The sequence below is a fragment of the Mesorhizobium metallidurans STM 2683 genome, assembly GCF_000350085.1.
Taxonomy (GTDB): domain Bacteria; phylum Pseudomonadota; class Alphaproteobacteria; order Rhizobiales; family Rhizobiaceae; genus Mesorhizobium; species Mesorhizobium metallidurans.
In genome coordinates this window covers 1-22,173 of record NZ_CAUM01000114.1, presented here as the reverse complement: position 1 = coordinate 22,173, position 22,173 = coordinate 1, and the positions used below count along the sequence as shown (strand labels likewise).

The 22,173-nt window shown below is 63.4% G+C and carries 18 protein-coding genes; 11 read left to right on the top strand and 7 right to left on the bottom strand.

The genetic code is table 11. The annotated features are described in order from the left end of the window. Positions 1-86: 86 nt before the first annotated feature. Positions 87-1,301, top strand: a complete 1,215-nt coding sequence (locus tag MESS2_RS18980; RefSeq protein ID WP_008876030.1) for an MFS transporter — start codon at positions 87-89, stop codon at positions 1,299-1,301. Here the strand turns inward: MESS2_RS18980 and dgcA are convergent. Then, positions 1,272-2,255: an N-acetyl-D-Glu racemase DgcA gene (gene dgcA, locus MESS2_RS18975; RefSeq protein WP_008876029.1), complete on the bottom strand. Its 984-nt coding sequence runs from the start codon at positions 2,253-2,255 to the stop codon at positions 1,272-1,274. The two genes, MESS2_RS18980 and dgcA, sit on opposite strands and share 30 nt — an antisense overlap. Positions 2,256-2,332: 77 nt before the next feature. Between dgcA and MESS2_RS18970 the strand changes: the two genes are divergently transcribed. Genes MESS2_RS18970 through MESS2_RS18955 form a run of 4 tightly spaced genes read left to right on the top strand, consistent with a single transcriptional unit; the run spans position 2,333 to position 6,434 of the window. Further along, a complete protein-coding gene (locus tag MESS2_RS18970) occupies positions 2,333-3,517 on the top strand; it encodes an ABC transporter permease (RefSeq protein ID WP_008876028.1) in 1,185 nt (394 codons plus the stop codon). 1 nt (position 3,518) lies between these two features. Continuing rightward, the gene (locus tag MESS2_RS18965) at positions 3,519-4,340 is read left to right on the top strand and encodes an ABC transporter ATP-binding protein (RefSeq protein ID WP_008876027.1); all 822 of its coding nucleotides are present in this window, start codon (positions 3,519-3,521) and stop codon (positions 4,338-4,340) included. 14 nt (positions 4,341-4,354) lie between these two features. Beyond that, positions 4,355-5,728, top strand: coding sequence for an MlaD family protein (locus tag MESS2_RS18960; protein ID WP_008876026.1), 1,374 nt, complete (start codon positions 4,355-4,357; stop codon positions 5,726-5,728). A gap of 37 nt (positions 5,729-5,765) precedes the next feature. Then, complete coding sequence (locus MESS2_RS18955; protein ID WP_008876025.1) at positions 5,766-6,434, top strand: ABC-type transport auxiliary lipoprotein family protein; 669 nt, start codon at positions 5,766-5,768, stop codon at positions 6,432-6,434. Positions 6,435-6,786: 352 nt separating this feature from the next. Here the strand turns inward: MESS2_RS18955 and MESS2_RS18950 are convergent, their stop codons facing one another. Then, the gene (locus MESS2_RS18950; protein ID WP_008876024.1) at positions 6,787-13,062 is read right to left on the bottom strand and encodes a Kinesin-like protein; all 6,276 of its coding nucleotides are present in this window, start codon (positions 13,060-13,062) and stop codon (positions 6,787-6,789) included. Positions 13,063-13,338: 276 nt separating this feature from the next. On the opposite strand from MESS2_RS18950, the gene MESS2_RS18945 reads away from it, so the two are divergent. From MESS2_RS18945 to MESS2_RS18935, 3 genes are all read left to right on the top strand, one after another. Continuing rightward, positions 13,339-13,707 carry an Hpt domain-containing protein gene (locus MESS2_RS18945; RefSeq protein ID WP_008876023.1) on the top strand — a complete coding sequence of 123 codons (369 nt, stop codon included), beginning with the start codon at positions 13,339-13,341 and terminating at the stop codon, positions 13,705-13,707. Between the two features lie 101 nt (positions 13,708-13,808). After that, positions 13,809-14,129 (top strand): 2Fe-2S iron-sulfur cluster-binding protein, encoded by a 321-nt coding sequence (locus MESS2_RS18940; protein ID WP_006334837.1) that lies wholly within the window; start codon positions 13,809-13,811, stop codon positions 14,127-14,129. A gap of 181 nt (positions 14,130-14,310) precedes the next feature. Beyond that, positions 14,311-15,339 (top strand): NAD(P)/FAD-dependent oxidoreductase, encoded by a 1,029-nt coding sequence (locus MESS2_RS18935; RefSeq protein WP_040593523.1) that lies wholly within the window; start codon positions 14,311-14,313, stop codon positions 15,337-15,339. Positions 15,340-15,354: 15 nt separating this feature from the next. Here the strand turns inward: MESS2_RS18935 and MESS2_RS18930 are convergent, their stop codons facing one another. Together MESS2_RS18930 and MESS2_RS18925 are read right to left on the bottom strand one after the other, a co-directional pair. Next, on the bottom strand, positions 15,355-16,833 hold the full coding sequence (locus tag MESS2_RS18930; RefSeq protein WP_008876021.1) for an MDR family MFS transporter: 1,479 nt from the start codon (positions 16,831-16,833) through the stop codon (positions 15,355-15,357). A 225-nt stretch (positions 16,834-17,058) separates the two neighbouring features. Beyond that, positions 17,059-17,691 carry a DUF922 domain-containing Zn-dependent protease gene (locus MESS2_RS18925; RefSeq protein ID WP_008876019.1) on the bottom strand — a complete coding sequence of 211 codons (633 nt, stop codon included), beginning with the start codon at positions 17,689-17,691 and terminating at the stop codon, positions 17,059-17,061. Between the two features lie 82 nt (positions 17,692-17,773). On the opposite strand from MESS2_RS18925, the gene folP reads away from it, so the two are divergent. The 3 genes from folP to folK are packed head-to-tail and all read left to right on the top strand — an operon-like array spanning position 17,774 to position 19,481. Then, positions 17,774-18,619 carry a dihydropteroate synthase gene (folP, locus tag MESS2_RS18920; RefSeq protein ID WP_040593522.1) on the top strand — a complete coding sequence of 282 codons (846 nt, stop codon included), beginning with the start codon at positions 17,774-17,776 and terminating at the stop codon, positions 18,617-18,619. A 3-nt stretch (positions 18,620-18,622) separates the two neighbouring features. Further along, positions 18,623-18,982, top strand: coding sequence for a dihydroneopterin aldolase (gene folB / locus MESS2_RS18915; RefSeq protein WP_008876017.1), 360 nt, complete (start codon positions 18,623-18,625; stop codon positions 18,980-18,982). Then, a complete protein-coding gene (gene folK / locus MESS2_RS18910; protein WP_008876016.1) occupies positions 18,966-19,481 on the top strand; it encodes a 2-amino-4-hydroxy-6-hydroxymethyldihydropteridine diphosphokinase in 516 nt (171 codons plus the stop codon). Before folB ends, folK begins: the two co-directional genes overlap by 17 nt. 22 nt (positions 19,482-19,503) lie before the next feature. On the opposite strand, the gene MESS2_RS18905 is transcribed toward folK, so the two are convergent. The 3 genes from MESS2_RS18905 to MESS2_RS33020 form a co-directional block, all read right to left on the bottom strand. Further along, positions 19,504-20,052, bottom strand: a complete 549-nt coding sequence (locus tag MESS2_RS18905) for a DUF924 family protein (protein ID WP_008876015.1) — start codon at positions 20,050-20,052, stop codon at positions 19,504-19,506. Positions 20,053-20,063: 11 nt separating this feature from the next. Beyond that, positions 20,064-21,899 (bottom strand): monovalent cation:proton antiporter-2 (CPA2) family protein, encoded by a 1,836-nt coding sequence (locus MESS2_RS18900; protein WP_008876014.1) that lies wholly within the window; start codon positions 21,897-21,899, stop codon positions 20,064-20,066. A 31-nt stretch (positions 21,900-21,930) separates the two neighbouring features. Next, positions 21,931-22,173: hypothetical protein (locus tag MESS2_RS33020; RefSeq protein ID WP_244440030.1), on the bottom strand; the 243-nt coding region annotated here is incomplete at its 5' end.

Genomic DNA, 22,173 nt, shown 5'->3' with positions numbered 1-22,173 from the left:
TCCAAGCAGTTTCGACTCGCTTTCCCGCATGTTAAGGGATCGATGCGCGTTGCAGCCCGTCGAATGCAGCGTCATTGGATCGATTCATGTCCCTGCCGCCGCTTTCGCCCGAACAGCTCGCCAAGCCACGGCATTTCGAGCTACGCATGAGCTTGATCTTCTTCACGCTTTTCGTGCCGCTCGGCACGCATTTGCCTTACTTTCCGCTGTGGCTGCAGGCGAAGGGTTTTCATGCTGAGCAAATAGCGGTGATTCTCGCCGCGCCGATGTTCCTGCGCGTGGCGACGACGCCGTTGCTTACCGCGCTCGCCGACCGGGCGAAGGACCGCGCCAATGTCTATATCGTGCTGGTCGCCGCATCGCTGGTGCTCGCCGCCGGCTATTTCCTGCCGCCGACCTACGCCATGGTGCTCGCCGTGTCGCTGGCGCTCGCCGTCGTCTGGACACCGCATTCGCCGATCGCCGATTCGCTGGCGCTGTCTGGTGTGCGCCGCTTCGGCTCGAATTACGCAAGCATGCGCAAATGGGGATCGATCTCCTATCTCTGTGCCAATCTTGCGGGCGGCTTCATCCTGTCGGCGACCAGCGCCGAGGCTGTCCCCGTGATCATCTTCGTGGCGTTTGCCGCAGCCCTTGCCGCCGGACTGATTGCGCCGCGGCTCGGTCGTCCCCGACGCGCCTCGCCGCTGTCAGCCAGCGATATCCAGCAATCGGCGCCGAAGCTTCTCAATGCGTATTTTCTGTATTTCTCCATCGGGGTCGGCATCATCACCGCCAGCCATGCGTTTCTCTACGGCTTCGTGTCGATCTACTGGAAATCGATCGGCATCAGCGATTCGGTTGTCGGGCTGCTTTGGGGATGGGGCGTGGTGGCCGAGATCGGCATGTTCATGGTCTTCACCCGTGTCTTCGGCTCATTCTCCGTCGTGTCGATCATGGTGATGGCTGGGATCGGCTCGATCGTGCGCTGGATCGCCTTCCCGCTGATCTGGCCGCTCGGTCTCGGCGTCGCCGGATTTTTCGCCGTCCAGACGCTGCATGCGATTTCGGTGGCGCTGGTGCTGATCGGCCTGCAGAAGATGATCGGAGAAACAGTCGCGGAGGAACGAACCGGGGCCGCGCAAGGCATCGCTTATTTCTCCAACGGCTTTTTCACGGCCGTGGTGACGCTTCTTTCCGGCCCGCTATACGACCGTTTCGGCGTGGACGGCTTTTTTGCCATGATCCCGATCGCCCTGATCGGGCTGGCGCTGATCGGACTTGCGGCGCGTTCAGCCCCACAGCGCCGGATCGGGGGGTGATACCAGCGATCCCTGGTACAAAAGACCGGGAACGCGGTCGCGGGCAAGCAGCAGCGGACCGTCGAGATCGACGAAATCGGCATCCTGGGCGAGCAACACGGCCGGCGCCATGGCGAGCGACGTGCCGACCATGCAGCCGACCATGACGCCGAAACCCAGTTCGCGGGCGCGGTCGCGAAGGGCGAGGGCTGCCGTCAATCCGCCCGCCTTGTCGAGTTTGATGTTGACGGCATCGTAGAGGCCGGCGAGCGAGGCGAGATCCTTCGCCTCGTGCACGCTTTCGTCGGCACAGATCGGCACCGGATGCGCGATGTGGCCAAGGATGCCGTCACGACCCGCGGGCAGCGGCTGTTCGATCAGCGCGATGCCTTGCTCGGCGGCAAAAGCGAGGTTTGCGGCGATATTGTCGTCGCTCCAGCCCTCATTGGCATCAAGGATGATGCGGCTCGCCGGCGCCGCCTCCCTGACCGCACGGATACGGGCAATATCGTCGTCGCCGCCGATCTTGACCTTGAGCAGCGGCCGGGCGGCGTTGGCGCGGGCCTGCGCGGCCATCGCTCCCGGCTCGCCTAGCGACAGCGTGTAGGCCGTCTCCAGCGATCGCAACGGAACCGCGTCTATTGCGTGCGCCACCGATGTTCCGCTGATCTTTGCTTCGAGGTCCCAGAGGGCGCAGTCGATGGCATTGCGTGCAGCACCTGCCGGCATGGCGTCGAGCAGTGCGGCGCGGTCGATGCCGTCCGCAATCCGTTCCCTCATGGCCTCGATCGCGGTGCGGACGCCATCCATGGTTTCGCCGTAGTGCTTGTAGGGGACGCATTCGCCGCGCCCGGCACGGCTGCCTTGGCTGATCGTGCAAATGATCACCTCGGCCTCGGTCTTCGAGCCGCGCGAAATGGTGAAGGTGCCGGCTATGGGAAAGCGCTCGGCCTCGACCGAAATGACACGCGCCATATTTTTATGCTCCGGCTATGTGACAACAGCTTGTCGGCAAATCGACAGGTCGACCCCGTCAGGCTAAACAGGACGCCATGTTGACCACCCGCAAACGTTTCGCAAGCGGCGCCCCCAGCGAGGCCGACCACCGGCCGCGCGTTGAGGTTGGGGGAGAGGGCGATGTTCTGCGCTGCGCCTTCACCGGTAACTGGACGACGCGCACCGTGGCACTGATCGATGCCGAGATGCGCAAGATCGAGAAACGCAGCGGTTTCAAGACGCTTACGCTCGACCTCTCCCATATCGAGAAGATGGACACCGCCGGCGCCTGGCTGATCGACCGTCTGGCCAGCGTCTTTGAAAAGAAGGGTATCGAGATCAACCTGCAGGGGCAAAGCGAAATCGCCTCGATCCTGCTTGGGGCCGTTAGTGACGCTGTTCGTCGCGAGCCCGAGTCGGGCAATGCAGGTCCCCCGAACATCATCATCCGTATGCTGGAGGCAATTGGCCGTCGCGTCTACGAGATGCGCGACGATTTCCTGGCCTCGATGAACATTCTTGGCGCCACGATACAAGGCTCGCAGATGAAGCTTGGCCGCGGCCATGCGGTCAATCCGGCGGCGATCTTCAACCAGATCGATCGCATGGGCGTCGGCGCCATACCGGTGGTGGTGCTGATGTCGGCCATCGTCGGTGCGATCGTCGCCCAGCAGGGCGCCTATCAGCTCAGCTACTTTGGTGCCGACATCTTTGTCGTCGACCTAGTCGGGGTGCTGATCTTGCGCGAGCTAGGCGTGCTGATGACCGCGATCATGATCGCCGGCCGTTCGGGCAGCGCCATCACCGCTGAAATCGGCTCTATGAAGATGCGCGAAGAGGTCGACGCGCTGAAGGTCATCGGGCTCAATCCGATCGGCGTTCTGGTGTTTCCGCGGCTGGTCGCGCTGGTGATCGCACTGCCTTGCCTGACCATCATCGCCAATTTCGCGGCCCTTGGCGGCGGCATCCTGGCCGCATGGCTTTATTCTGACATCGCACCGGCTGCCTTTATCGACCGGCTGCGCGTCGCCATCGATCTCAGCACCATTTTTGCCGGCCTGATCAAGGCGCCGTTCATGGCCATGATCATCGGCACGATCGCCTCCGTCGAAGGCATGAAGGTCGGCGGCAGTGCCGAATCGCTCGGCCAGCATGTGACTGCTTCCGTGGTGAAGTCGATCTTCGTGGTCATCATCCTCGACGGGCTTTTCGCCATGTTCTACGCGGCGATCGAGTTCTGACATGGCGATGCAGGGCAGCGAAGAGGCGACCGGGATTGCGGACGAAGCCGACGAAGACGAGATCGTGCTTTCGGCGCACGACATCACCGTCTCCTTCGGTGACAAGGTCATTCTCGACAAATTGTCGCTCGATATAAGGCGCGGCGAGATTCTTGGCTTTGTCGGCGCTTCAGGCGCCGGCAAGTCGGTTCTGCTGCGCACCATACTCAGCCTGACGCCCAAGCAATCGGGGACGATCAAGCTGTTCGGAGTCGATGTCGAAAAGGCGAGCGAAAGGGAGCGTCTTCGCATCGACATGCGCCTTGGCGTGCTGTTTCAGCACGGCGCGCTGTTTTCCGCGCTCACGGTGCTCGAAAACGTGCAGGTGCCGATGCGCGAATATCTCGACCTGCCGCGAAAGCTGATGGACGAACTGGCGATGCTCAAGGTCGAACTGGTCGGGTTGCCGCCGGACGCGGCACAGAAATTCCCTTCCGAACTTTCCGGCGGCATGATCAAGCGCGCGGCGCTGGCGCGCGCGCTGGCCCTCGATCCCGACATCGTCTTCCTGGACGAGCCGACATCCGGCCTCGACCCGATCAGCGCGGCGGAGTTCGACGAACTGGTCGTCAAGCTGCGCGATACCATGGATCTGACCGTTTATATGGTCACGCACGACCTCGACACGCTGTTCACCGCCTGCGACCGGGTGGCCGTGCTCGGCAAAAAGAAGGTGCTTGTCGAAGGCACGATCGACGACATGCTCAAAAGCGAGGAACCGTGGGTGAAATCCTATTTCCGCGGAAAACGTGCCCGGCAACTTGATCTTGCGGCGCGCGCATAGCCATAAGTGAGGCAATGGAAACGAGAGCCAACTACGTTATTGTCGGCATTTTCACACTGGCCGCGATCCTGGCTGCCTTCGCTTTCGTCTACTGGACGGCCGCCATCGGCGACAGGGGAGAGACGGCGATGCTGCGCGTGCGCATTCCGGGCTCGGCCGCCGGCCTCGGCCGCGGCAGCTTCGTGCTGTTCAACGGCGTCAAGGTCGGTGAGGTCAAGCGCGTCTATATCGACGTCGACAATCCGACCGCCGCCATCGCCGACGCAGAAATCGGCAGGAATACGCCGCTCACAAAGTCGACGCAGGCCGATATCGGGATCGCCAGCCTCGCTGGCCAGGCCAGTATCGAGCTCAAGGGCGCCAACCCCAAGGAAGTGAATCTGCTCGACCAGGCCGAAACGGAGGGCAAAATCGCCGAGATCGTCGCCAACCCGTCCGCGGTCACCAACCTCTTGCAAACGGCACAGAACATCTTCACCCGCGCCGACACGGTTCTCACCCAGCTCGAAGGCTTCACCAAGGACGTTCGCGGACCGCTGACGCAGACCGTCAACAATGTGCAGACCTTCTCCGACGCGCTGGCCAAGAACTCCGACGGCATCGACAAGTTCCTCGCCAGCGTCAGTTCGCTGTCGGACGAGTTGAAGGGCGTTTTCGGCAAGCTCGACGGGACGCTGAAGGCGGCCGAGGGGCTGCTCAACGCCGTCGACAAGGACCAGATCAAGAGCATCGTCGCCAATGTCGATACGGTGACCGGCAATCTGAAGGAAACCTCGAAACAGTTCGACACCGTCATCAAGAATGTCGATACGGCGGTGGGGTCGATCAACGACTTCGCCCAAAAGACGCAAGGCACGCTGACCAAGGTCGACGGCGTTCTTGACGGCATCGATCCGGCGCAGGTTCGCACCGCGCTGGCCAACATCCAGAAGGCCAGCGAGAACGCCAACAAGGCTGCCGCCGATATCGCCAAGGTGACCGACAAATTCGCCAACAGGGCCGACGATATCGACGAGACGATCAAGGATGCGCGGCAGCTCGCGCAGCGTCTCAACGATGCTTCGGTGCGTGTCGACGGCATCCTGGCCAAGGTCGACACATTGCTGGGCTCGGGCCAGGCTGACGGGGTGATGGCCGATGCCAGGGACACGCTGAAATCGTTCAAGCAGGTCGCCGACACGCTGAACGCCCGCCTCGGCACCATTACCGACAATCTGGCGCGATTCTCTGGCCAGGGCCTGCAAAACGTCGAGGCGCTGGTCCAGGACAGCCGCCGCTCGATCAACCGTATCGAGGAAGCGGTGACCGATCTCAGCCGCAATCCGCAGCGGATACTTTCAGGGGGAGAAGGCGAGGTTCGACAGTTCGACGGCAGGGCGCGGCGTTGACTTCGGCTTTCCCACCCCGCAAGAACATGAACCACCAATGCAGGTTGATCTTACGATCTGGGGACAACGGGGCCGGGTATTGCGGGGATCGCGTGTGAATTCGGTTTGGGTCAAATCAGGCGTGGTCAAATCGACTGTGGCGTTACTAGCCTTGACCCTTGCCAGTTGCGCGGCCTTGCCGGGCGGCGGGCCGGCTCCGCTCGATACATTCGAGCTCTCGGCGCCGTCGCTTGACGCGCGCAGCCACAGCCGCCGCCAGATCCTCATCGCCCAGCCGTCGGCGCTCAAGGCGCTGGACAGCCAGAACATCGTCATCAGGCCGTCCGATCGGTCGATCCAGTATCTCAAGGGCGCGCAATGGGCCGACCGGCTGCCGCTGATCGTGCAGGCGCGGCTGGCCGAGACATTCCAGCGTTCGGGCAGCTTCGCCGGCGTCGGCAAGCCGGGTGAGGGGCTGGCGATCGATTATCAGGTGATCGTCGAGGTCCGGTCCTTCGAAGTCCGGGTCGATGGTGGCGAACACGCCGAGGTCGACCTGTTCGTGCGGATACTGAACGACCGCAACGGCGAGGTGCGCGCCTCGCAGAGCTTTGCCGCGACCGCGCCCGTTTCGGGAAGCGGCAACCAGGCCTATGTCGGCGCGCTCGACAATGCGTTCGGCGACGCGGCGAAGGACATCGTGCGCTGGACAGACTCGGTGATCTGAACCACATCGAATTGTGGGCGACAGGCATTGGAGACGTCGGCGCCGCCCCTCATTGCCCTGCCCGTCCTCCGCAGCAGCTGCGCTGCAGCTGCGGAGGGTGGACCGGGCATTTCTCCCGTAAAGCGACGGGGAGAAAGATGCCGTCATAGATGGTTTCGCCAATCGCCAACGCTGCAGAATGGGCGCCAAGGTTGCGGCCGGCACCTTCTCCCCGTCACTATACGGGGAGAAGGTGCCGGCAGGGGGATGAGGGGGCGGCGCGGACCGACGATATCCGATGCACCTCACGTCACAAGCTTACTAGCCGGGACAAGCGGGAGCATGTCCGCCTTGTTGTTCGCCCAACGGTCGCTCAATGCAGGCGGCCACTGGCGTGGGCAAGCATGGTGTAGACCTTGCCGGTGTCCGACGTCAGGTAAGTCTGCGCCATAATGTTGTCGCGGTCGTTGCGCGACACGTCCTTGAGCAGCTTTTCGAAATCGTCGCAGTAACGGTCGACGGCGGCGCGGAATTCCGCCTCGGTCTGATATTTGCGACGGATTTCGTCGAAAGTCTGCTGGCCTTTCAGCGTGTAGAGACGCCGCGTGAACACGTCACGCTCGCCGCGCCGATAGCGGTTCCACAATTCGATCGAAGCATCGTGATCGATGGCGCGGGCGATATCGACAGACAGCGAATTGAGCGACTCCATGACATGAAGCGGCGAACGCTGGGCTGGGGCCGGGCGTGGCGTTTCTTGCGGAGCGGCAGGCCTGGCGTCCTCTTCGCGCGATGCCCCGGTCAGGAGATCGCGCACCCAGCCGCCCTGCGGCGTCCGGGCAGCGGGGTCGCGCCGCGTCTCAACCGGGCGCTCCATGTCGAGCGCGCCGCGCAGAGCGGTCCCGCCGGCTCCACCCAACGGCGCCGGAGGTGGACGGCGCTCTGGCGTTGGTGGCGTGGGAGCGCGGCGTGGCGGCTCGGGAGCGCGTGCGACAGGCGCCTGCGGCGCCGGACGCAGGCTGCGTGGCTCAGAGGGGTCGGTGGTGCCGCGGCCGGATTTCGCAACGATATCCGAAAGTTCCTTCAACGCGTTGATCTGCTCGGAAACGGCACGGCGGATGGCCGTGGTCGATTCCTTTGCCTCCTCCGGCATCTCGATGACGCCCTTTTTGAGCTCGGCGCGGGTGAGGTCGAGCTCGCTCTTGATCGAGCCTGCGGTGCGCCGCATCTCCTCGGTTGCGTCGGCGAAGCGCTTGGTTGCCGAATCGACGACCTCGGAAATGGCGGAGCGGATCTTGTTGGCCGATTCCAGCGTCTTGCCTTCCGCGTTCTCCAGCGTCTGGCCGACCAGGTTCTCGAACGAGCGCATCACCTTTTCCAGGTCTTCCGACTTCTTGACCAGGCCGACGGCGAGATCCTCCAGCGAGGACTGGCGCTCCAGCGTGTGTTCGAGATTGGCCTGGGCCGAGCCCAACAAGTCCGAAGCGCTGGACAGCAGCCGGCTGTGCTCGTCGAACTTGGTGGCGATCGAGGCGACCTCGCGCAAGGTGGCGGACGACAGTTCGGTAAGCCGGGTCGTGTTCGAATCGACCAGGCGCGCCGAACTGGCGAAGGTTTGCGCGGCTTTTTCCGTCGTTGCGGCGAAGCTCTGCGTGCTGCCGCTCAGGCGTTCGTCGACCTGGCCGAGATTGGTCGCCGCCTGCTCGATCAACTGACCGAGCTGCGCACTGGATGTGCTCATGCGGCCGATAAGCTCGGCAACGCTGTCGGCGAGCGTCGAGCGTGCGCCCTCGACGGCCGACAATGTTTCGGCCGTGCGGCTGGCGAGCGCGTTGACGAGAGTAGCGTTTTCGCTGCGCAGCTTCTCGGTGGCGCGCTCGGTGACTTCTTCCATGCTCCTTTGCAGCTCCGAGCCGCCCTGGGCGAAGCGCTCGACCAGTGGTCGTGCCGTTTCGTCGAGGATTTTCGATATCTCGGCCGAACGCGCCGCAAGCATGGTGTTGAGTTCGCGAGTGTTGGAGCCGATGGTCTTCGCCGCGTCGTTGGTGCTCTGGCCGATATGCTGGCCGACCGCGGTGAAGGTTTCCGCGATCGCGTTGGCGCGCGAAATGAGTTGCGTCTCGGCGGTTGAAACCTGCTCGTTGAGCCTCTGGCCCACCGTTTCGGTGGTGTAGGCGAGACGGTTCTCGACGCCGGCAAGCTGCTCCTCGACGCGAGCCGCCGCAGCCGCCGCGCTTGACGCCAGGCGCTCATCGGCGCCGGCGAGCGCCTGCTCGATTTCGCGCGCATGGACGGCAAGATCCTGACCGGTCAGCCTGGCGCGTTCGGCAACACGCTGCTCGGTGCTGGCGAAGGCCCCGACGATGTTGTCGGCATGCTCGCCGATTGTCGACGTGCTGTCGGCGATGCGCGACACCAGGCGGTGATCCGCCTCGTCGAAGATGCGGCCGATCTCGGATGCGCGCGCCGACAGTGCTTCCGAACCTTCGGCAATGCGCGACATCAACTGCTGGTCGGCGGCATCGAAGATGCGGCCAAGGTCCGACGCGCGTGCCGCAAGCGCTTCGGCCGACTCGCCGATGCGCACGGTCAGCCGTTCGTCCGCGCCTTCGAAATTGCGCAGGATATCGCCGGCGCGTGTGGCCAGCGACTGCGCTGTTTCGACCGCTCGGGCAACCAGCTTCTGGTCCGCCGCATCGAATGTTCCCACGATCTCGCCGGCACGGGCGGCCAGTTGATCGGCCGTTGCCTGAGCGCGCGCCAGCAGGGAGTTCGACGTGTCGTCGACACGGGCCATGAGAGTGCTCGATGTGTCCTCGGCGCGGGCAATGAGAGCGCTCGACGTGTCCTGCGCACGCGCCGCGAGACGGCGATCCGCCTCCTCGAAGGTGCGGGCGATGTCCTCGGCCCTGGCTAGCAAGGCAGCCGAGGTCTGCTCGGCGCGTTCGGCGATCTTGCGGTCGGCGTCGCTGAACGCCACACCCGCCTGCTCATGCAGCGCGCTGGTGACTTCCATGACCTTTTCGCGCAGCGCTCCCGCAACGAAGACAGCGCTTTTCTCGAGCACGGCCCGGACGTTGTCGACGCCTGTCGACAGCGCGCGTTCCATGGTTCCGGCGCGCTCCTCGATGATGCCGGTCTGCCGGCTGAACGCCTGCTCTATCTTTTCGACGTCGGCGGCGATGGCATCCGAGATGTCGGTGCTTCGGGCGGCGATCTGGTCGATATGGCTGGACAGGGAACGGTCGACGTCCTTGCGCGTATCGGCAAGCTTGGAGAGATCGTCGTCCAAGGCGCGGGTCAGCATGTCGCGGCCTTCGGCGAGCTTGCCGACATGGCCGGTGATGATGTCGTCGACCTCGCCGCGGCTGGCTGCCAGCCTTTCCAGATCGGCCTCCAGCGCGCGCCTCAGTATGTCGCGGCCTTCGGCCAACTTCTCGACCTGGCCGGCGACCAGCCCGTCGATGCTCGATCGGCTTTCGGCCAGCTTGGCGAGATCGTCCTCAAGCGCCTTCGACAGCGTCGAGCGGTCCTGCAAGAGTTTTTCGGCATGGTTGCCGACGAGGCTGTTGACGCTGCCGAGATCGGCTTCCAGCGCCCGCGCAAATTCGGCGCGGTTGTCGGTCAGCTGCTTGGACTGGTCGGCGACGACGCCCTTGATCGTGTTGAGATCGGCTTCCAGCGCACGCTTGAGGATATCGCGGCCCTCGGACAGCTTCTCGACCTGGCCGGCGACCAGCCCGTCGATGCTCGAACGACTTTCCGCCAGCCTGGCGAGATCGTCTTCAAGGGCCTTCGACAACGCCGAACGGTCCTCGATCAATTTCTCGGCGTGGCTGCTGACGAGATTGTTGACGCTGCCGAGATCGGCTTCCAGCGCGCGCTTGAGGATATCGCGGCCCTCGGCCAGCTTCTCGACCTGGCCGGCGACCAGTCCGTCGATGCTCGAGCGGCTTTCGGCGAGCTTGGCGAGATCGTCTTCGAGCGCCTTCGAAAGGGTCGACCGGTCCTGAGCGAGCCTGTTCATGTGGTCGGAGATAAGGCTGTTGACGCTCTGCAGGTCAGTGTCCAACGCCCGTGAGAGCTGACTGCGGTCTTCCGCCAGCCTTTCGGACTGGCCAGCGATGACGCCCTTGATCGTGTTCAGGTCGGTTTCCAGCGCGCGCTTGAGGATATCGCGGCCTTCGGCCAGTTTCTCGACCTGGCCGGCGACCAGCCCGTCGATGCTCGAACGGCTTTCCGCCAGCTTGGCGAGGTCGGCCTCTAGTGTTTGCGACAACAGGCTGCGATCCTCGCTGAGCCTGCCCGAATGGCTCTCGATCAGGCCCCTGATGCCGGACAGGTCATTGTCGAGCGAACGCGACAGCCCGGCGCGGTCTTCCGCCAGTTTCGCGGAATGGCTCTCGATCAGGCCCTTGATGCCGACAATGTCGGTCTCCAGCGCCTTGGCGAGGACGGCGCGACCTTCGGCGATCTTTTCGACCTGGGCGGCGACCAGCCCGTCGATGCCGGCGCGGTTGTCGGCCAGCTTGGCGAGGTCGGCCTCCAGAGCCCGTGAAAGAATGCCACGACCTTCGGCGAGCTTTCCGACGTGTCCGGCAACCATTTCATCAATGATTGTACGAGCTTGCACAAGTTTCCCAGAGTCTTCGTCGAGAGCCAGCGCAAGCCTGTTGCGGCCTTCCTCCAGTCTTTCGAGATGGCTGCCGAGCGAAGCGTCGATGGCGGCGCGCGACTCATTGACCTTGCGCAGATCCTCTTCGAGCGCACGCGCGATCAGGCCGCGGCCCTCGGCAAGTTTCTGCACCTGGTCGGTTACGGCTGCGTCGATGCCGGCGCGGCTTTCGGCGAACTTCTCCAGATCAACCTGCATTGCCGCCGCCATGCGCTCGCGGCTTTCCGACAGCTTGCGGCTGTGGTTCTCGACGGCTTCCTCGATGCCGACGCGGGCGTCGGCCAGTCGCTGGATATCGCTGTCGAAGGAACGGGAAACGACATGGCGCGCCGCTTCCATGCGTCCGGCGAAGTCGCTGGCGCGCGCCTCAAGCATGGATGAGGTCGACGAAACGATGTCGGCCATGTCGGCGCCGATCTGGGTCTTGCCCTGATCGATCATCACCGACAGCGTGTCCTTGCTTTCCTGGAAGGTGTGGGCGATTTCGCGCGCGCGTTCGACCAGCGTTTCGTTGATCTGGCGCGCACGGGCCTCCAGCGCGGCGTTGAGCTTCTGCGTGCCGGTGTCCAGCGCTTCGGCGCGGGTCTGGAATTCGCCGATCAGCGCCTGGCCGCGTTCGGCAAGCGTACGCTCGATGCCGCTGAGGCTGGCTTCGAATTCGGAGCTCAGCGTGCGCGCGGCGCCACCGAGCAGCGACACCATGCCGTTGGTCCGATCGTCGAGCAGGTCGGTCAGCGACCGTGTCAGGCCGTCGGTCGTGTCCGTCAGCTTGGCGATGCGTGTATCGAGAAGGCTGGCGAAGGCCTCGCCAGAGGTCGACAGCCGGTCGGTGATCGTATCCAGCCGGCCTTCCACCTGATCAAAGATCGACATCGAGCTTTCGTTGATCCTGTCGATCAGCGTGTCGCCGGAATTGGTGATGGTCAACGACAGCTTGGTCGAGGCGTTGAGGATGCTGTCGCGGATGAGATCGCTGGCAGACCCGATTTCATCCTTCAGTGTCTCATGCGCGCCGGCGATCGATGCGCGCACGCGCTCGGCGTGGCTGACCACGGCTTCCCGCTCGCTGCCCAGCCCGTCGACGAGCGTACGGATGCGGGTTTCGTTTTCCGAATAGGAGCGTTCGATCTGGTTTACTTCGCTATGAACCAGGGTTTCGAGCTCTACGGCGCGCGCCAGCGTGCGCTCGATGCCTTCGCCCATGGCCGCCACCTCGCGACGAACGGCCTGGCCGATCATCATGACGCGATCCTGGGCAAGGTTTTCCGGTTCGGCCAGGCGGAAGGCCACTTCCGTCATCGACTGGGCGGCGATGCGCATTTCCTGGGCGCGGCGGATCATGGCGGCAAACGCCCAGAACAGGATTACGGGCAGGATTGCTGCCACCGCCAGGCCGATCAGTTCGGGGCGGGCGAAAAACTGGTCAAGCGTGCGGATTTTCCAAATGTCCGGTCCGAACAGCAGATTGGCCAACGCTCCAGCGCCGGCAATCCAGGCGAGCGAAACGATCGCCACGACCCAGTAGATCGTGTTCGAGGCGCGCCGGTTGAGACTGTGAAGAAGCGTCTTGTAATCTTTTTGACGATCGTCATTGGCCGGCGCGAAACCGGCCGGCTGCGAGCCATTGCGCGTTTCCACCGGGCGCAGCTCGGCGGGCTTGGCCTTTGCCGCGGGTTTCGCGCTTTGGCTTTGGTTGGCGGCGGGCGCCGTGTTTTGACCTTGGTTTGCGTGAGTTGGGTTTGCGACAGGCGGCGCCGTCTCGCTCTGGCTGACGACAGGCTCCGCATCCTGGTTGCGGCCTTCGCGCGCCAGCTCGTCCGCAGCCTGCGAGATCTGCGCTTCCAGGTCTTCCATCGACGCCGCGATGTCGAGGTCGCCGCCGGCGCCCCCGCTCAGGTCGATTTCAAGCGCTTTTTCGAGTTCCCTGGCTACGTCGCTGTCGACCGTTCTTGTCGTCGTTGTTTTCTTCGCCATGCCTTCGCTACCCTGTACAAGCTGCGGCGGGACTTATTGATTGTGATTTTCGCATCCCGCGCAGGAGGCTGAAAAATGGACCCCTCGTATCGTAATGACACACCGGGGTAAAGAAAACATGCATTCCGCGAGATACGTAAAACTTTAAATATAAGGTTAACAAGACCGTGATCCCGGCGCCGTTTTCGCAACATTTTTCCAGGCCATCCATTAACCCGTTGTCCATGGGATTCGCCTAGCTTTTCCGGCGATCCCACGATCAAGGAGTTAGAGTTCATGCGTGGCGAAAACGGCATCGCCTTCTCAATGCCCGGCGGCGACGTGTCGGGAGCCGGGCCGGCACGGCCTGTGGATATGGCACATCTGGCCCGCCAGACGATGGGCGATCGTGGCCTCGAACAGGAGGTGCTGGCGCTGTTCGTGCAGCAGGCGCTGTCGGTGCGAGACAGGATAGTCGACGCCGATGTCCGGGAACGGCTGTTTCTGGCACATGGGCTGAAAGGCTCGGCGCGCGGGGTTGGCGCCTTCGCCATCGCCGATTGCGCCACCGCCATCGAGCTTCAGCCCGAAGACCTCAGCACCCTCAAGCGCCTTGGCGCGCTTATCGAGGAAGTGCGCGATTTCATCGCAGCCATCAACCGCTAATCCCAGTTTCCAAAAAAACGGCATAGAGCGGCGTTTTCGCACGGCAGTTGACTTGTCTGCCGGAGTGATTATCTCGGCTGGGATTCCCCATCAGGTGACAAATGACCAAGCTGACCTTCATCGCCCATGACGGCACACATTTCGACGTGGATGCCGAAAACGGCTCGACCGTCATGGAAAACGCGATCCGCAACGCGGTGCCGGGAATCGAGGCCGAATGCGGCGGCGCCTGTGCCTGCGCGACCTGTCATGTCTATGTCGACGAGGCATGGACGGCGGAAGTCGGCGAGCCGGAGGCGATGGAAGAGGACATGCTGGACTTCGCCTACGACGTCCAGCCGAACTCGCGGCTGTCCTGCCAGATCAAGGTGCGCGACGCGCTCGATGGACTGGTCGTGCGCGTGCCCGCCCGCCAGGGCTGACATCGCGCGTTTGTAGCCGTTTTCTGTGACTCCGGCTTGGCAGCGGGGCAATGGTCATGCAGTGTCGCGCCGTTTCCTTCGCGTCCTCTTGGATGCTTAACGACGTTGTAGCAATTTGGCACATGATGCCCGGTGAAAATCAATTCCGATTTTCGGGGTCATGCGCATCGAGGCGCATTTCATGACCAACATCACCAGGACGGATGTACTCATTATCGGGGCAGGGCCCGTCGGCCTGTTCGCTGTGTTCGAACTCGGCCTTTTCGACATGAAATGCCATCTCATCGACATACTCGACCGACCCGGTGGGCAATGCGCGGAACTCTACCCGGAAAAGCCGATCTACGACATTCCGGGTTGGCCCTCGATCTCGGCGCAGGGGCTGGTCGACAAGCTGCTTGTGCAGATCCACCCGTTCAAGCCTGAATTCACTTATAACCGCATGGTTTCGAGCCTCGAAAAGCTCGAGGACGGCAGCTTTCGCGTCGTCACCGACGAGAACGAGGTGTTTGAAGCCAAGGTGGTGGTGATCGCCGCCGGCGGTGGCTCGTTCCAGCCCAAACGTCCACCGATCCCCGGCATCGAACCTTACGAGGGAAAGAGCGTCTTCTATTCGGTTCGCCGGATGGAGGATTTTCGCGGCCACGACCTCGTCATCGTCGGCGGTGGCGATTCGGCCCTCGACTGGACGCTGAACCTGCAGCCGGTGGCGAAAAGCGTGACGCTGGTCCACAGGCGCCCCGAGTTCCGCGCCGCACCCGACAGCGTCAACAAGATGTATGCCATGCAGGAGATGAAGGAGCTGGACTTCCAGGTCGGCCAGGTGACCGGCCTGACCGGCGCCGATGGCCAGCTTTCATCGGCGATCATCAAGGGGCCTGACGGCGATGTCGAGGTGGCGTGCACGCGCATGCTGCCGTTCTTCGGCCTGACCATGAAGCTCGGTCCGATCGCCGATTGGGGCCTCAACCTTCATGAGAATATGATCCCGGTCGATACCGAGAAATTCCAGACATCGGTGCCAGGCATCTTCGCCGTCGGCGACATCAACTGGTATCCCGGCAAGCTGAAGCTGATCCTGTCGGGGTTCCATGAGGTCGCGCTGATGGCGCAGGCGGCGAAGCGCATTATCAGCCCGGGCGAGCGCATCGTATTCCAGTATACGACCTCGTCGACCAGCCTGCAGAAGAAACTCGGCGTCCACGATTGACGTGCATCGCGGCGCTTACTCCGCGAGAACCGGCGCCGTCTCCGCGTGGCCGCGAAGCGGCTTTTCCGGCATCAGCCCGAGCGTAATCAGCGCCAGGACCAAAGTCGCTGCCGCGACGAGGAAGATCATCACGAATGCGGCGGCGTCGGCAGCGGCGCTGGTCGTGCGCGCGCCTTCGCTGGCCAGCGGCAGGCCGTAGCCCAGCGCGACCGCGCCGAGCATCGCGACCCCAAGGGCGCTGCCCAATGAGCGAAGGAAGGTCAGCACGCCGGTGGCGACGCCGAGATGCCTCTGATCGACGGCGTTCTGAACCGACACAGTGGCAACTGGAAACGTCGTTCCGCTGCCGAGCCCAATGCACGTCGTCAGGATTTCGACGACCAGCAGGGAGGCATGTCCCGCCACAAGGCTGAGTACGCCGAGACACACTATGGCGAAGGTGACCCCGGCCATCGCGATCCGCTTGTAATGGACAAAGCGCGGTATCGTGCGGCCGCTGAATGTCGCGCCGGCAACGGTGCCGAGCATCAGCCCCAGCATGGCGATACCCGATTCGCCAACCGACAGCCCGACGACCGATTGCAGATAGACCGGAAGGTAAACTGCCAGGCCGATATTGGCGGCTTGTAACAGGAACATGGACAGTGTGCCGGTCAGGACGATCGGATTGCCAAGCACTTCGAGCGAGATAAGCGGCTCTGCCGCCTTGGGCAGCCGCAGCGCGAAAGCACCCCAGAAGATTGCCGAACAGGCGAGCAGCCCAAGGATTTCGCTGGACAGCCAGGGATAAGCGCTGCCGCCCCAGTTCAGCGCCAGCAGCAGCAAGGCCGTCGCCACCACAAGAAGCAATGCGCCTAGCCCGTCAATGCGATGATGCTTTGCCGCGATTGGCAGCTTCTTCAGCGGCTTGTTGATGATCGCCATGGCCAGAAAGCCGAGCGGCAGGTTGATCCAGAAGATCAACGACCAGTGCAGATGTTCGGCAAAGCCGCCGCCGAGCAGCGGCCCGGCGATGCTGGCGACGGCCCATGTGCCCGCGATCCAGGCGGCGTAGCGCGCCCGCTCGCGCGGCGGCACGAGGTCGCCGATGACGGTCTGCGCCAAGGCGAAAAGGCCGCCGCCGCCGGCACCCTGGATCGCCCGGCCGATGATCAGAACGAGCATGTTGGGGGCCATGGCGCTGACAAGCGAGCCCGCAAGAAAGATGAGGATCGCCGCATAGACGGTCGGCCGACGCCCATGGACGTCTGAGATCTTGCCGTAGAGCGGCGCCATCGCGGTTGCGGTCAGGAGATAGCCGGTCACGATCCACGGCAGGTATTCGGCATGGCCAAGCGAATGCGCGATGGTCGGCATGGCCGGTGCGACGATGGTCTGGTCGAGTGCCGCCAGCAGCATCGACAACAGTACGCCGCCGATGATCGCGTTCTTCTCGCTCTCGGTCAGCGGCGATGGGGGCACCATCGTCGCCTGCTTATCGACAGGCTGGTCCATCGTCTCGGTCTTTCATGGGCTTGCGTGCGTCCCGGAAGGGCGGCCGGTCCGGTGCGTCTGCCGCGTCGATTGTCGTCTCGTGGTTCCTGGGGTTCGCCTTGGCGAACCTGACATATGTCGTCTCGTATAGGCCGATTTCGACAGCGGCTCGAAAGTTTTTCCGGCCTGGCACTATGCTTCGGCGAAATTGGCTCGCGCTGGCGGGTTCTCTGACCCGGCGAAATCTCAGGTCGGTGGCAGCCGGCCATTCTCGATGCGCTCGATGCGGTAGCGCAGCAGCCGAATGATGCGGCTTTCGAAATTGACGCTTTCGACGCGGTCGAACCGCAGTTGATCCTGGTCATGCCCGGCAAGCATGGCCGCGGCGATCTCGGCGGCCTTGGCCTTGGCCTCCTGGCAGGTCTTCTGCGGGTAGCTCGCCTTCAGCGCGTCCTCGATCTCCCTGGCATGGTTCTTGGCGATCTCGACATGGCGTTCCTCATGACGCTTGATGTCGGAAGACAGAGTGTCCCAGAACAATCTTACGCCGGCATCGGCCTTGCGCGGACGGCGCCACTCCGGGAGGATCACCTTGACCTTGACGGTCACGGTGGCCGCGACGATCCGGCAGGAATTCGCATTCTCCGCGTAGCCGACACGCGTGGTGAAGGCCATTTGCGTGGCGCCGGGATGCCTCATCCCGGTGCTTTTCACGCGAGGCCCATGTTTGGTGAGCTGAGTCTCGATGTCGTCGAGTGTCCTGCCGCCGACGGGGAAATAGCTATATGTCTTCACCAGTGACGCTGCCGCCGCGGGCAAAGCGGTCATTGTGAGCACCGGGGCGAGCATCAGGGCGCAGAGCAGGGGTCGTTTCATCATGTTGCCTCTTCAGCCACCTTGCGTTACGGCCGTCCTCGACGCAACGGATTTGATCTTTGGCGGATCACACATGGTTGATGGACTGACGACAAGGCGATGGCAACTGGCGCACGGACGCCATCTCGACCTTGGCGGCAAGTCCGTGATCGTCGGCATCCTCAACGTCACGCCCGACAGTTTTTCCGACGGCGGGCTGTTCGCCGCGCCCGAACAGGCGGTGGCCCAGGCACGCCGCATGGTGGAGGAGGGGGCCTCGGTCATCGATGTCGGCGGAGAATCGACGCGTCCCGGCGCCGCCGCGGTAACCGCTGACGAAGAGCAGGCCCGCGTGCTGCCGGTCATCGAGGCGCTGGCCGGGCTTGGCGAGGCGCTGATTTCGGTCGACACCTATCGCGAGGACACCGCCCGGCTTGCGGTGGCGGCCGGCGCGCATATCGTCAATGATGTCTGGGGCTTGCAGCGCGAACCTGGCATCGCCCGCGTCGCCGCCGAGACCGGAGCCGGGCTGGTCATCATGCATACCGGACGTGACAGGCAAAAACTGCCCGACGTTATCGAGGACCAGCTTTTCTTCCTCGGGAAATCACTGGAAATCGCTCGTCGGAGCGGGGTTGCCGACGATCGTATCGTGCTCGATCCGGGCTTCGGCTTCGCCAAGGAGACGGCCGAGGAAAACCTCGATCTGATGGCGCGGTTTTCCGAACTTCGCGCATTGGGCTTTCCGCTGATGGCCGGGACGTCGAGAAAGCGCTTCATCGGCACTGTCACCGGCCGCGACGCCCCGGCAAGAGGCGCGGGGACCGTGGCAACGAGCGTCATTCTGAGGCTCAAGGGCGCGCAGCTTTTTCGCGTCCACGATGTCGCAATCAACATGGATGCGCTGGCCATTGCCGATGCTATGTTGGCGCGAAATGTCCGGGGAAGCTAAGCGATGTATGTCATCCGCATGAAGAACTGCGCCTTCTTTGCCCGGCACGGCGTGCTGGACGAGGAGGAGACGCTCGGCCAGCGTTTTTATGTCGATGCCGCCCTCACGGTAGAACCGGGCCGGGCGCTGGTCGATGATTCCATCGACGATACCGTCAACTACGGCATCGCCTTCGCGGTGATTGAAAAGATCGTCACCGGCGAGCGGCGCTTTCTGATCGAAGCACTGGCGCTGGAGGTGGCCCGGGCTCTGACGACACGTTTTCCGCAGATCAAAAGGGCCGAAATCACCGTGCGCAAGCCGAATGCGCCGGTGCCCGGTGTGCTCGATCATGTCGAGGTGACCGTTGTCTGGCCAGAGTAGTACCACGGTCTACCTCAGCCTTGGCGGCAATCTCGGCGATCCGGCAAAGTCGATGGCCGCGGCGCTGCGCATACTGGATGGCGACGAGAAGACGAGTGTCGTTACCGTCTCATCGCTTTACCGAACGCCGCCCTGGGGCAAACTCGACCAACCGGATTTCCTCAACGCGGCAGCCGAGATTTCAACCGGGCTCGCACCGCGTGCCTTGCTTGACCTCTGTCTCGACGCGGAGCGCCGGCTGAAGCGGGTGCGCGAGGAGCGCTGGGGGCCGCGCCTGATCGATATCGACATATTGGTGTTCGGCGATCGCATCATCCACGAGACAGGGCTGGAAGTGCCGCACCCGCGCATGCTGGAGCGCGCCTTTGTGCTGGCGCCGCTGGCCGAAATCGCGCCCGATCTTGCCGTTGGCGGCAGAAGCGTGCCGGAGCGGCTTGCCGCCGTCGATACAGCTGGAATAGAGCGATTGCCGTCCGGCCGCGACTGGTGGCTGGCCTGAAGCCGGCAGGTGCCGGAAAAGATCAGCCCGAAAACCCGCCGCCATCGAGGAACGCCTGTTCCTCCGGCGTCGTCTCGCGGCCAAGTATCTTGTTTCTGTGCGGAAAGCGGCCGAAGCGCTGGATGATGTCGCGGTGCTCGACGGCGTATTTCAGGTAGGCCGGGGCCTTGGTGGCAGTAAGGTCCAAGCACCTGAGCTGATCATCGAGCAGCTCCGAATGCTCATAGGGCAGATAGAGGAAAACACGCAGGTCTTCGTCGAGCGCCAGATCCTGGCCGGCGGCGATGGCTTTTCCTGCAAAATATCTCGCCAGCGGGTCGGTTGCGTACATGTGCCCGGTGCCGCGAAAGCAGTTTCGCGGAAACTGGTCGAGCAGGATCATCAAGGCGAGCGAGCCTTCGGCATGGTTCGACCAGTCGTCGCATTGGCGCCGGGCAGCCGCACAATGCAGGTCGAGAAACCGGTTGCGCAATTCCGCATCGAAGGCGTCGTTCTTTTCGAACCACGCATCCTCGCCGGCGTCACGCCAGAATCGGGTTACCGAAAGGGCCCGCCCGTCCAGTTCGATCATCTGCGCGTTCCTCAGTCGGCCGGTTCCGATTTATGCAGCACGTCGGCGGTCTCTTCGTTGAGCGCCTGGCCGGCGCGGCGTGGGGTGCTGAGCGGTGTTGGAATGGGTGTGCCGATATTGCCTTTGAGGAAGCGCGCCCCGGCGCGGACGCCTTCGGCGAGCTGCAATTCGAATCGGGCGGCGTCGCGGCGGCGGACATCCTCGATCACTTCGGCGACGTCTTCGGGGTCGACGCCCAGCGCCTCCAGGGTGGAGCCGCCGAAAACCAGAGCCGATTCGAAGGTTTCGCGAAGCTGGAAGTCGACGCCGGCCCGAATAAGCTGCAGCGCGGTTCCGCGATCGAAAGCGCGTGCCAGCACCGTCAGCAGGGGAAACTCCGCCTTGATCAGCTCCGCGATTCGGACGGCGGCATCGGGCCTGTCGACGCAGATCAGCACGGCGCGCGCCCGGCCGGCGCCCGCGGCACGCAGAATGTCCAGCCGCGTGCCATCGCCATAATAGACCTTGAAGCCGAAATCGGCGGCCGCCTGGATCATTTCGACCTCATTGTCGATGATCGACACGTCGATCCCGCGCAACAGCAGCGGCTGGCTGGCGATCTGGCCGAAGCGGCCGAAGCCGATGATCAGCACGCTGCCGGTAAGGCCATCGGCAATGTCGACGCCTTCAAGCGACTGCTCGTCGCGCGGCGTCAGATAGCGCAGCGCCAGAATGGCCAGCGGCGTCAGCACCATGGAGATGATGACGATCGCGGTCAGCGTCGCATTGGCCTGGCTGTCGATGATGCCGACCGCCGCCGCGGCGGAATAGAGAACGAAGGCGAACTCGCCGCCTTGCGCCATGAAGACGGCACGCTCGAGCGCCTCCCGGTGGCCGGTCCTGAGCATGCGGGCGACGAGATAGATGCCGATCGCCTTCATCACCATGTAGGCAACGACATAGATGGCGACGAGCCGCCAGTTCTGCGCGACCACATTGAGGTCGAGCGACATGCCGACGGCAAGAAAGAACAGGCCGAGCAGGATGCCCCGGAACGGCTCGATGTCGGCCTCGAGCTGATGGCGGAAGGTGGATTCCGACAACAGCACACCGGCCAGGAAAGCGCCCATCGCCATCGACAGGCCCGAGAGCTGCATGGCAAGCGCCGATCCCAGAACGACCAGAAGTGCGGCGGCGGTCATTACTTCGCGGGCGCGGGAATCGGCCAGGATGCGGAAGAGCGGGTTGAGCAGGTAGCGTCCGGCCAGCACCAACCCGACGATCGCGGCAAGACCGATGCCCACCTCCGTCAGCCGCTGCGTCAGGCTCATATGGGCGCCGCCCGGCGCCAGGAATGCGATCAGGGCGAGCAGCGGCACGATCGCCAGATCCTCGAGCAGCAGGATGGAGACGATGCGCTGCCCCTTGGGCACGGCGATTTCGCCACGCTCTTCCAGAAGCTGCATGACGATCGCGGTCGAGGTCAGCACGAAGCCGGCGCCGGCGACGAAAGATTGCGAGACCGGAAAGCCGCCCGCCAGGCCGACCCCGGTCAGCAACAGCGCGCAGACGCCGACCTGCAACGCCCCAAGGCCAAAGATCTCTCGGCGCAGGCCCCACAGCCGCGACGGCTGCATTTCCAGCCCAATGATGAACAGAAACATGACGACGCCGAGCTCGGCGACTTGAAGAATGGCTTGCGATTCGGAAAAGATACGAAGCCCGAACGGGCCGATGACGACGCCGGCGGCGAGATAGCCGAGGATGGATCCAAGCCCCATGCGCTTGAAGATCGGTACCGCGACGACACCTGCGGCGAGCAATGCCACCACCTGGATCAGTTCGCTACCCGATGCTTCTGCCGCCATGCCTGCCGTTCCGCTCGCTCTCTAGAGCGGTTCATCGTTTCACGGAAACGCCGAACCGCTCTATCTGTTTGTTTTTGCGCAATTCCGGACGGAAAACCGTTTCACACTTTTCCTGGAATTGCATTAGGGATCGCCTTGGTTGGACGATCGAGCGACCAAGATAGGGGCTTCGGAGGAGATCGAACAGTGCGAATTCGGGACGTGGCACAACTCGTGTTGCCGGCACGTCACACAAGTTTGTGGAACCGTCGCGTGCGCCTGCGGAGCGCTGCTC

Bases quoted from the DNA above. Each gene is read 5' to 3' on its own strand.
- MESS2_RS18980 (WP_008876030.1), top strand. From the start codon at position 87: ATGTCCCTGCCGCCGCTTTCGCCCGAACAGCTCGCCAAGCCACGGCAT.
- dgcA (WP_008876029.1), bottom strand. From the start codon at position 2,255: ATGGCGCGTGTCATTTCGGTCGAGGCCGAGCGCTTTCCCATAGCCGGC.
- MESS2_RS18970 (WP_008876028.1), top strand. From the start codon at position 2,333: ATGTTGACCACCCGCAAACGTTTCGCAAGCGGCGCCCCCAGCGAGGCC.
- MESS2_RS18965 (WP_008876027.1), top strand. From the start codon at position 3,519: ATGGCGATGCAGGGCAGCGAAGAGGCGACCGGGATTGCGGACGAAGCC.
- MESS2_RS18960 (WP_008876026.1), top strand. From the start codon at position 4,355: ATGGAAACGAGAGCCAACTACGTTATTGTCGGCATTTTCACACTGGCC.
- MESS2_RS18955 (WP_008876025.1), top strand. From the start codon at position 5,766: ATGCAGGTTGATCTTACGATCTGGGGACAACGGGGCCGGGTATTGCGG.
- MESS2_RS18950 (WP_008876024.1), bottom strand. From the start codon at position 13,062: ATGGCGAAGAAAACAACGACGACAAGAACGGTCGACAGCGACGTAGCC.
- MESS2_RS18945 (WP_008876023.1), top strand. From the start codon at position 13,339: ATGCGTGGCGAAAACGGCATCGCCTTCTCAATGCCCGGCGGCGACGTG.
- MESS2_RS18940 (WP_006334837.1), top strand. From the start codon at position 13,809: ATGACCAAGCTGACCTTCATCGCCCATGACGGCACACATTTCGACGTG.
- MESS2_RS18935 (WP_040593523.1), top strand. From the start codon at position 14,311: ATGACCAACATCACCAGGACGGATGTACTCATTATCGGGGCAGGGCCC.
- MESS2_RS18930 (WP_008876021.1), bottom strand. From the start codon at position 16,833: ATGGACCAGCCTGTCGATAAGCAGGCGACGATGGTGCCCCCATCGCCG.
- MESS2_RS18925 (WP_008876019.1), bottom strand. From the start codon at position 17,691: ATGATGAAACGACCCCTGCTCTGCGCCCTGATGCTCGCCCCGGTGCTC.
- folB (WP_008876017.1), top strand. From the start codon at position 18,623: ATGTATGTCATCCGCATGAAGAACTGCGCCTTCTTTGCCCGGCACGGC.
- MESS2_RS18905 (WP_008876015.1), bottom strand. From the start codon at position 20,052: ATGATCGAACTGGACGGGCGGGCCCTTTCGGTAACCCGATTCTGGCGT.
- MESS2_RS18900 (WP_008876014.1), bottom strand. From the start codon at position 21,899: ATGGCGGCAGAAGCATCGGGTAGCGAACTGATCCAGGTGGTGGCATTG.